This window comes from Aeromonas sp. 600479 (assembly GCF_049175515.1).
GTDB classification, from domain to species: Bacteria; Pseudomonadota; Gammaproteobacteria; order Enterobacterales; family Aeromonadaceae; genus Aeromonas; species Aeromonas veronii_A.
On sequence record NZ_JAAKVF010000010.1, the window covers coordinates 149,753 to 157,851 of the forward strand.

At 53.7% G+C, this 8,099-nt stretch carries 5 protein-coding genes; 1 reads left to right on the forward strand and 4 read right to left on the reverse strand.

All coding sequences use genetic code 11. From position 1 onward, the window contains the following. Positions 1 to 7: 7 nt before the first annotated feature. The 4 genes from oppC to G5149_RS12465 all read right to left on the reverse strand — a co-directional run bounded on the left by oppC (position 8) and on the right by G5149_RS12465 (position 4,487). Positions 8 to 919: an oligopeptide ABC transporter permease OppC gene (oppC, locus tag G5149_RS12450; RefSeq protein ID WP_236345225.1), complete on the reverse strand. Its 912-nt coding sequence runs from the start codon at positions 917 to 919 to the stop codon at positions 8 to 10. Between the two features lie 14 nt (positions 920 to 933). After that, positions 934 to 1,854, reverse strand: coding sequence for an oligopeptide ABC transporter permease OppB (gene oppB / locus G5149_RS12455; RefSeq protein WP_069555437.1), 921 nt, complete (start codon positions 1,852 to 1,854; stop codon positions 934 to 936). Positions 1,855 to 1,952: 98 nt separating this feature from the next. Further along, on the reverse strand, positions 1,953 to 3,572 hold the full coding sequence (locus G5149_RS12460) for an ABC transporter substrate-binding protein (protein WP_216978442.1): 1,620 nt from the start codon (positions 3,570 to 3,572) through the stop codon (positions 1,953 to 1,955). A gap of 279 nt (positions 3,573 to 3,851) precedes the next feature. Then, on the reverse strand, positions 3,852 to 4,487 hold the full coding sequence (locus G5149_RS12465; protein WP_005337678.1) for a YchE family NAAT transporter: 636 nt from the start codon (positions 4,485 to 4,487) through the stop codon (positions 3,852 to 3,854). Positions 4,488 to 5,241: 754 nt separating this feature from the next. On the opposite strand from G5149_RS12465, the gene adhE reads away from it, so the two are divergent. Then, complete coding sequence (gene adhE / locus G5149_RS12470) at positions 5,242 to 7,908, forward strand: bifunctional acetaldehyde-CoA/alcohol dehydrogenase (RefSeq protein ID WP_421212525.1); 2,667 nt, start codon at positions 5,242 to 5,244, stop codon at positions 7,906 to 7,908. Positions 7,909 to 8,099 lie beyond the last annotated feature (191 nt).

Here is an 8,099-nt window from a genome sequence, read left to right on the forward strand (position 1 = left end):
GGCGCTATTAACGATCTTTCGGATCGAGGGCGTCACGCAGACCATCCCCGAGGAAGTTGAAGCAAAACAGGGTCACCACCATGAAACCGGCGGGGAACAGCAGTTGCCAGATGGCCACTTCCATCGACTTGGAGCCTTCATCCAGCAAAGCACCCCAGCTGGTCATGGGCTCTTGCACGCCCAGGCCAAGGAAGCTCAGGAAGGATTCGAACATGATCATCCCGGGCACCAGCAGGGTGGCGTAGACCGCCACGATCCCCAGCACGTTGGGTACGATGTGACGGGTGATGATCTTCCACTTGGAGACGCCGCAGACGTGAGCCGCCTCGATAAACTCCTTGCTCTTGAGGCTGAGGGTCTGGCCTCGCACGATCCGCGCCATGTCGAGCCAGCTAACCGCGCCGATGGCGATGAAAATGAGCGCCAGGTTGCGGCCGAAGAAGGTCACCAGCATGATCACGAAGAACATGAAGGGGAAGGCGTTGAGGATCTCAAGGACCCGCATCATCAGGCTGTCGACCCGCCCGCCGATAAAGCCGGAGGCAGCGCCATACAGAGTGCCGATGATGACCGCCACCATGGCCCCCATGATGCCGACCATCAGGGAGATGCGACCGCCCAGCAGGGTGCGCACGAACAGATCGCGCCCCAGACTGTCGGTACCGAAGTAGTGACCCGCTTCCATATCCGGCGGCGACTGCATGGCCCCCCAGTCCGGATCGTCAAAGGTGTATTGGGACAGATGAGGGCCGACGATGACCGCCAGACCGATGATGGTCAGGATAATCAGGCTGGTCAGAGCAGCCTTGTTGCGCAGGAAACGGCGACGGGCATCCTTCCACAGGGAGCGCCCCTCCACCACCTCTACTTTTTGCGCGAACGCCTCGACGGCATCCCGTTTTTCAGTTGAAACAACCATGATGAACTCCCGAATTAGTAACGGATCTTGGGATCGATAAAGGCGTAGAGAATATCGACCACAGCGTTAAAGGTGATGGTGAGGGCGCCGACCAGAATGGTCAGACCGAGCACCATGGAGTAATCACGGTTAAGGGCACCGTTGACGAACAGCTGACCGATCCCCGGCAGGCCGAAGATGGTCTCGATCACCACGGAACCTGTGATGATGCCGACAAAAGCCGGGCCCAGATAGGAGACCACCGGCAGCATGGCCGGACGCAGCGCGTGTTTCAGGATGATGTGGCGCAGCGGCAAGCCCTTGGCACGGGCGGTACGGATAAAGTTGGAGTTCATGGTCTCGATCATGCTGCCCCGCATGATCCGCGAGATAGCGGAGATGTAGTACATCATCATGCCGAACACAGGCAGCACCATAAACTGGATGCCACCACCCTGCCAGCCACCGGCAGGGAACCAGCCCAGATGAATACTGAAAAACAGCACCAGCAAGGGCGCCAGCACAAAGCCCGGGATCACCACCCCGGCCATGGCCGACGACATCAGCAGATAGTCGATAATGGTGTTCTGTTTCAGTGCCGCTATGGTGCCGAAGGTGACCCCCAGCAACACGGCGAAGAAGAAGGCCGTGGTCCCGATCTTGGCGGAGACAGGCAACGCCTGACTCACCAGATCATTGACGGTGAAATCCTTGTATTTGAAAGAGGGCCCCAAATCACCCTGTACCAGGTTGCCCAGGTAAGTGAGATATTGCATGCCGATCGGCTTGTCGAGGCCGTATTTGGCTTCGATGTTGGCCATTACTTCGGGGGGGAGTGAACGTTCGCTGGTAAAGGGGTTACCCGGGGCGAAACGCATCATGAAGAAAGAGACGGTGATCAAGACCAGCAGAGTCGGGATCGCTTCCAATAGCCGTTTAAAAATGAATTTCAACATAGACATTTCCTGTCCTGTACTGCTTCCAAAGGGTCGCGGTTGTAATAAAGGCCCGCCGTCTGGCGGGCCCTGCTTGTTATGCGACTTGTTGCTTTAAATCAGTGAGCAATGATGTACATATCTTTGCTGTAGAGGTTATCCAGCGGGTTGCTTGGGTAACCCCCAACATAAGCTTTGACCATCCGAGGTTGAACATATTGGTATATCGGGATGATCGGCATGTCCTTGGCCAGGATCTCTTCCGCCTGGACATAGAGCTTGTTGCGAGCGTCCGCATCAACCTGATCACGAGAATCGGTCATCAACTTGTCAAACACCGGATTGGAGTACTTGCCATCGTTGTTGCCGTGAGTGGTCTGCATCAGATCCAGCATGGATGAGGCTTCATTGTAGTCGGCGCTCCAGCCGGCACGACCCACGTCAAACTGTCCCTGCTTCTTGGTTTCGAGGTAAGTTTTCCACTCCTGGTTCACCAAGCTGACCTCTGCCCCCAGTTTTTTCCACATGGAGGCAACGGCCACAGCTACTTTCTTGTGGTTGTCATCGGTGTTGTAGAGCAGCTCGAACTTCAGCGGCTTGCTGGCATCGAAACCTGCCTCTTCAAGCAGCGCCTTGGCCTTGGCGTCACGTTCAGCCTGGGTCATTTTTGACCACTCCGGAGCAACCGGTTTAAAACCATCAACATAGTCAGGCGTCAACCCATATGCGGGTTTTTGCCCTTGTCCCATGACTTTATCTGCAATCACGTCACGATTGACAGCATAAGAGAGAGCAGTTCGCACTCGCACGTCATCAAACGGCTTTTTCTTGATGTTGAACTGGTAGTAATAAGTAGAAACCAGACCTTCAACCTTCAGATCCGCGGGATAATCTTTCTTCAACTGCTTAAAGCGTTCGATCGGCACATTCCATGTCATGTCGATCTCACCAGCCAAAAAGCGATTTAGCTCCGCGTTGGTGGACTGGATCGGAAGATAGGTAACCTTGTTGATCACCGTTTTCGCATCATTCCAATAGTTTTTATTACGCTCCAAACCAATTCGCTCATTAACAACCCACTCCTTCAATACGTAGGCACCATTACCTACCATATTGCCCGGCTGGGTCCATTTTTCACCATACTTCTCGATCACCTTCTTCGGTACCGGATAAGTGGTGGTATGAGAGAGCATGGTTACGAAATAAGGGATGGCCTTCTCGAGCTGAACTTCGAAGGTGTAGTCGTCGGTCGCCTTCACACCCAGCGTATCAGCCGGCTTCTTGCCAGCAATGATCTCTGTAGCATTGGCAATAGTTGGCATCTCCAGATACCAGGAGTAAGGAGAGGCTGTCTTGGGGTCAACTGCACGTTGGAAAGCATATACAAAGTCATGTGCGGTGACCGGTTCACCGTTGGACCACTTGGCATCTTTGCGCAGGTGGAAGACGTAGTGCTTGTTATCCTTGGTTTCCCAAGACTCTGCGACACCGGGAACAACCTCCCCTTTCGAACCGGATGTCACGAGACCTTCAAACAGGTCGCGCAAAATTGCAGACTCAGGCGTTCCTTCAACTTTCTGTGGGTCCAAGGTCGCAGGCTCGGAACCGTTGCCTTTTACCAACTGCTGGACATCCGCCAGCTTGGTTCCCGCCGGGACATCGGCAGCCTGAGCCACATTGACGCCACCAAACAGTGCAGCCATCAGCAATGTGTTAATCATTGTTTTTTTATGAGTCATTTCCCTACTCCAACAAGAACATTCCATGCGTTTTTTAAAGTGACGGTGATAAAACCCGCTCCCAGCATAATTCCCTGCCAATTCTGATAATGCAACAGATATTGTTAGGGTAACTGTCATTTCCTGGTTAAAAAATCAGCTAACGTGCGTTTTTTCAGTATTAAAACACCAGCAACTCGCTCATTTTTCACACAAACGACCGATTCTAGAAAAGACAGGGTAAAAAGCAACCAATAAAAAGCCGGTCACGAGGACCGGCTTTCATAAAGTGGAGCTGGCTCACATCAGACTGGGGAAAACGCCCTTGATACCGGCCACCATGATCTCGATACCCAGCGACATCATGATAAGGCCCATGATACGGGTCACCACGTTGATACCGGTGTTACCCATGATCTTGAACAGCAGCGGTGCGGCGCGGAAGATAAGCCAGGAGCAGAAGGAGAAGACCACGACAACCACTGACATGCCAAGCAGTTGCTGCCAGTGGCTCTGGCTGGCATAGACAATCACCGAGGAAATGGCACCGGGGCCTGCCATCAATGGAAGTGCCAGCGGAACCACGGCGATAGACTCGCGCACCGCCAGTTCACCCTTCTCCTGTTTGTTGTGCTTCACCTCGCCCAGCTTGCCCTGCAGCATTGACCAGGCAATCAGGGTAATCAGCGACCCACCGGCGATCCGGAACGACGCCAGCGAAATACCAAACCCATCGAGGATCAGTTGCCCCATATACATGGAGACCAGCAAGATCACCATCACCGCGATATTGGCGGTGGTGTTGGTTTTCATCCGCTCGGCCTGGGTATGGTGGCTGGTCAGGCTGACAAAGACTGGCAGCAGACCAAGCGGGTTAATGATTGCGAACAAACCGACAAAAAACTTCAGATACAACGAGACGTCAATTGCTGCCATAGGCGCCTTCCAATAGAGTTTCGGGCCCAGCGGGCCAGTCCATTAATTTCGTGCGTAAATTTACATCATAGCCAGAGCGGGCACCAATCAAATAATCTCACCATTTACAGGGTTTTTTAGTTAGTTTCGCTAATGCATGGTCGCAACGTGGCATAAACCGGTGCCAACTTGCGCAGAAGGGCTCGATTGCCACCCAACACTTGTCTATGCGCCCATATTCTGGCTTATCGTCTTTGCTGCGATGGCAAAGATGGCATCGAACGGCCAGCAGCCATGCCCCAAAGATCGCTGTCACAGCCATCAATTGGATTAGTCATGGATTAAAACAACATGCAATTTCGTAACAAATGGGGTTTCAGGAGAGGTTGAATGGTGACTTCGTAACCACAACATTCATGTTTTATAACCTGAAGCGCCTGTTTCACCTCCTGCAAGCTGGCTAAAGATTATTTAACCATTTGATACAAAGCGATTATTACCGTCTATTTACAATCTACTTTGCTTCCTTCAGGATGCACATTCCGATAACATCCATCAAACATGGATCATGAAATAAAATTTCTTTTGTTCTTTTGTTACACATGATCCAGATCAAGTTTTTCTGAGTCAGCCCCGCTCTATAATCGACTCAGAAAGCGATTTAGTAAGGCATGTGAAAAAGCTGTTGCAACGATACCGCCTTGACAGGGTGACTATAATTGCCGGGCATTGCCAACGTCTTACTAAACAGTTTTCAAATAATCAGGAGATAAACATGGCAGTAACCAATTTGGCTGAACTGGATGCACTGGTCGCCCGCGTTAAGGAAGCACAGCGTGAATTCGCCAGCTTCTCTCAAGAGCAGGTAGACAAGATCTTCCGTGCCGCCGCCCTGGCCGCCAACAACGCCCGTATCCCCCTGGCCCAGATGGCCGTGGAAGAGTCCGGTATGGGTATCATCGAAGACAAGGTTATCAAGAACCACTTCGCCTCCGAATATATCTACAACAAGTACAAAGAAGAGAAGACCTGCGGCATTCTGAGTGAAGACACTCAGATGGGCACCATCACCATCGCCGAGCCGGTAGGTATCATCTGTGGTATCGTTCCGACCACCAACCCGACTTCTACTGCGATCTTCAAATCCATGATCGCGCTCAAGACCCGCAACGCCATCATCTTCTCCCCGCACCCCCGTGCCAAGAACTCCACCAATACCGCTGCCAAGCTGGTACTGGATGCAGCTGTTGCCGCCGGTGCACCGAAAGACATCATCGGCTGGATCGACCAACCGTCTGTTGAGCTCTCCAACGCTCTGATGAAACACGACGACATCAACCTGATCTTGGCCACCGGTGGCCCGGGCATGGTGAAAGCAGCCTACTCTTCCGGTAAGCCTGCTATCGGTGTAGGTGCCGGTAACGTGCCTATCGTTATCGACGAAACCGCCGACGTGAAGCGTGCCGTTGCCTCCATCCTGATGTCCAAGACCTTCGATAACGGCGTGGTCTGTGCTTCCGAGCAGGCAGTCATCGTTGTTGATGCCATCTACGACCAGGTTAAAGAGCGCTTTGCATCCCACAAGGGTCACGTACTCTCCAAAGAAGATGCTGACAAGGTTCGTAAAGTCATCCTGATCAACGGTGCCCTGAATGCCAACATCGTTGGCCAGCCGGCGACCAAGATTGCCGAGATGGCAGGCGTGACTGTACCGGCTGATACCAAGATCCTGATCGGTGAAGGCGTCAAGCTGTGTGCAGAAGACGAGTTTGCTCACGAGAAATTGTCCCCGCTGCTCGGTATGTTCCGTGCAAGCAGCTTCGAAAACGCCGTTGATATGGCCTGTGACATGGTCAACATCGGTGGTATCGGCCACACCTCAGGTCTGTACACCGACCAGGACCGCAACGCTGACCGCATCAAGTACTTCGGCGACAAGATGAAGACCGCGCGTATCCTGATCAACACTCCGTCTACTCAAGGCGGTATCGGTGACCTGTACAACTTCGCAATGGCACCGTCCCTGACCCTGGGTTGCGGCTCCTGGAGTGGTAACTCCATCTCCGAAAACGTGGGTCCGAAGCACCTGATCAACAAGAAGACAGTCGCAAAACGGGCAGAAAACATGCTGTGGCACAAACTTCCGAAATCCATCTACTTCCGTCGTGGTTCCCTGCCGATCGCTCTGAGCGACCTGGAAGGTAAAAAGCGTGCCATGGTCGTGACCGACCGCTTCCTGTTCAACAACGGCTACGCCGATGAGCTGGTCAGCCTGCTGAAAGCACAGAATATGGAAGTGGAAGTGTTCTACGAAGTAGAAGCTGACCCGACCCTGGCTGTGGTTCGCAAGGGTGCCGAGATGGCCAACTCCTTCAAACCGGACGTTATCCTGGCGCTGGGCGGTGGTTCACCGATGGATGCGGCCAAGATCATGTGGGTAATGTACGAGCACCCGAACACTGCGTTCGAAGATCTGGCCATGCGCTTCATGGACATCCGCAAGCGTATCTACAAGTTCCCGAAAATGGGCGTGAAGGCCGAACTGGTCTGTATCACCACCACTTCCGGTACCGGCTCTGAAGTCACTCCGTTTGCGGTAGTAACCGATGAAGTGTCTGGTCAGAAGTATCCGCTGGCTGACTACGAGCTGACCCCGAACATGGCCATCGTTGATGCCAACCTGGTCATGGGTATGCCGAAGTCCCTGTGTGCATTCGGTGGTATCGATGCCGTGACTCACGCCATGGAAGCCTATGTTTCCGTACTGGCTAACGAGTACTCCGACGGCCAGGCGCTGCAAGCCCTGAAAATGCTGAAAGAGTATCTGCCGTCCAGCTACCAGAACGGTGCCAACGACCCGATCGCTCGCGAGAAGGTGCACAATGCTGCCACTATCGCCGGTATCGCGTTCGCCAACGCCTTCCTGGGTGTGTGCCACTCCATGGCTCACAAACTGGGTGCCGAGTTCCACATTCCGCACGGTCTGGCTAACGCCCTGCTGATCAGCAACGTCATCCGCTACAACGCGAACGACAACCCGACCAAGCAGACTGCGTTCTCCCAGTACGACCGTCCGCAGGCTCGTCGTCGTTACGCCGAAGTCGCTGACCACCTGGGTCTGACTGCTGCCGGTGACCGCACCGCCGCCAAGATCGAGAAGCTGCTGACCTGGCTGGACGAGCTGAAGGCGACCCTGGGTATCCCGGCCTCTATCCGCGAAGCTGGCGTGACTGAAGCTGACTTCCTGGCCAAGGTTGACCAGCTGGCTATCGAAGCTTTCGATGACCAGTGCACCGGCGCCAACCCGCGCTACCCGCTGATCAGCGAGCTGAAGCAGGTTCTGCTGGACTCCTACTACGGTCGTCCGTTCACCGAAGCCGTTCCGGTAACTGCTGCCCCGGTTGAAGCCAAGGTTGAAGGCAAGAAGAAATCCAAGGCCTGATAATCAGTCCTGAAATAACAAGCCCGCGCAGTGCGCGGGCTTTTTTTTATCTGCCACTTATTCACTGCTCTCCTCTCTCCAACCGATTGCGCTAGTGCAGCACCTATCTTCCGGACCAACCAACCAACCAACCAACCAACCAACCAACCAACCAACCAACCAACCAACCAACCAACCAACCAACCAACCAA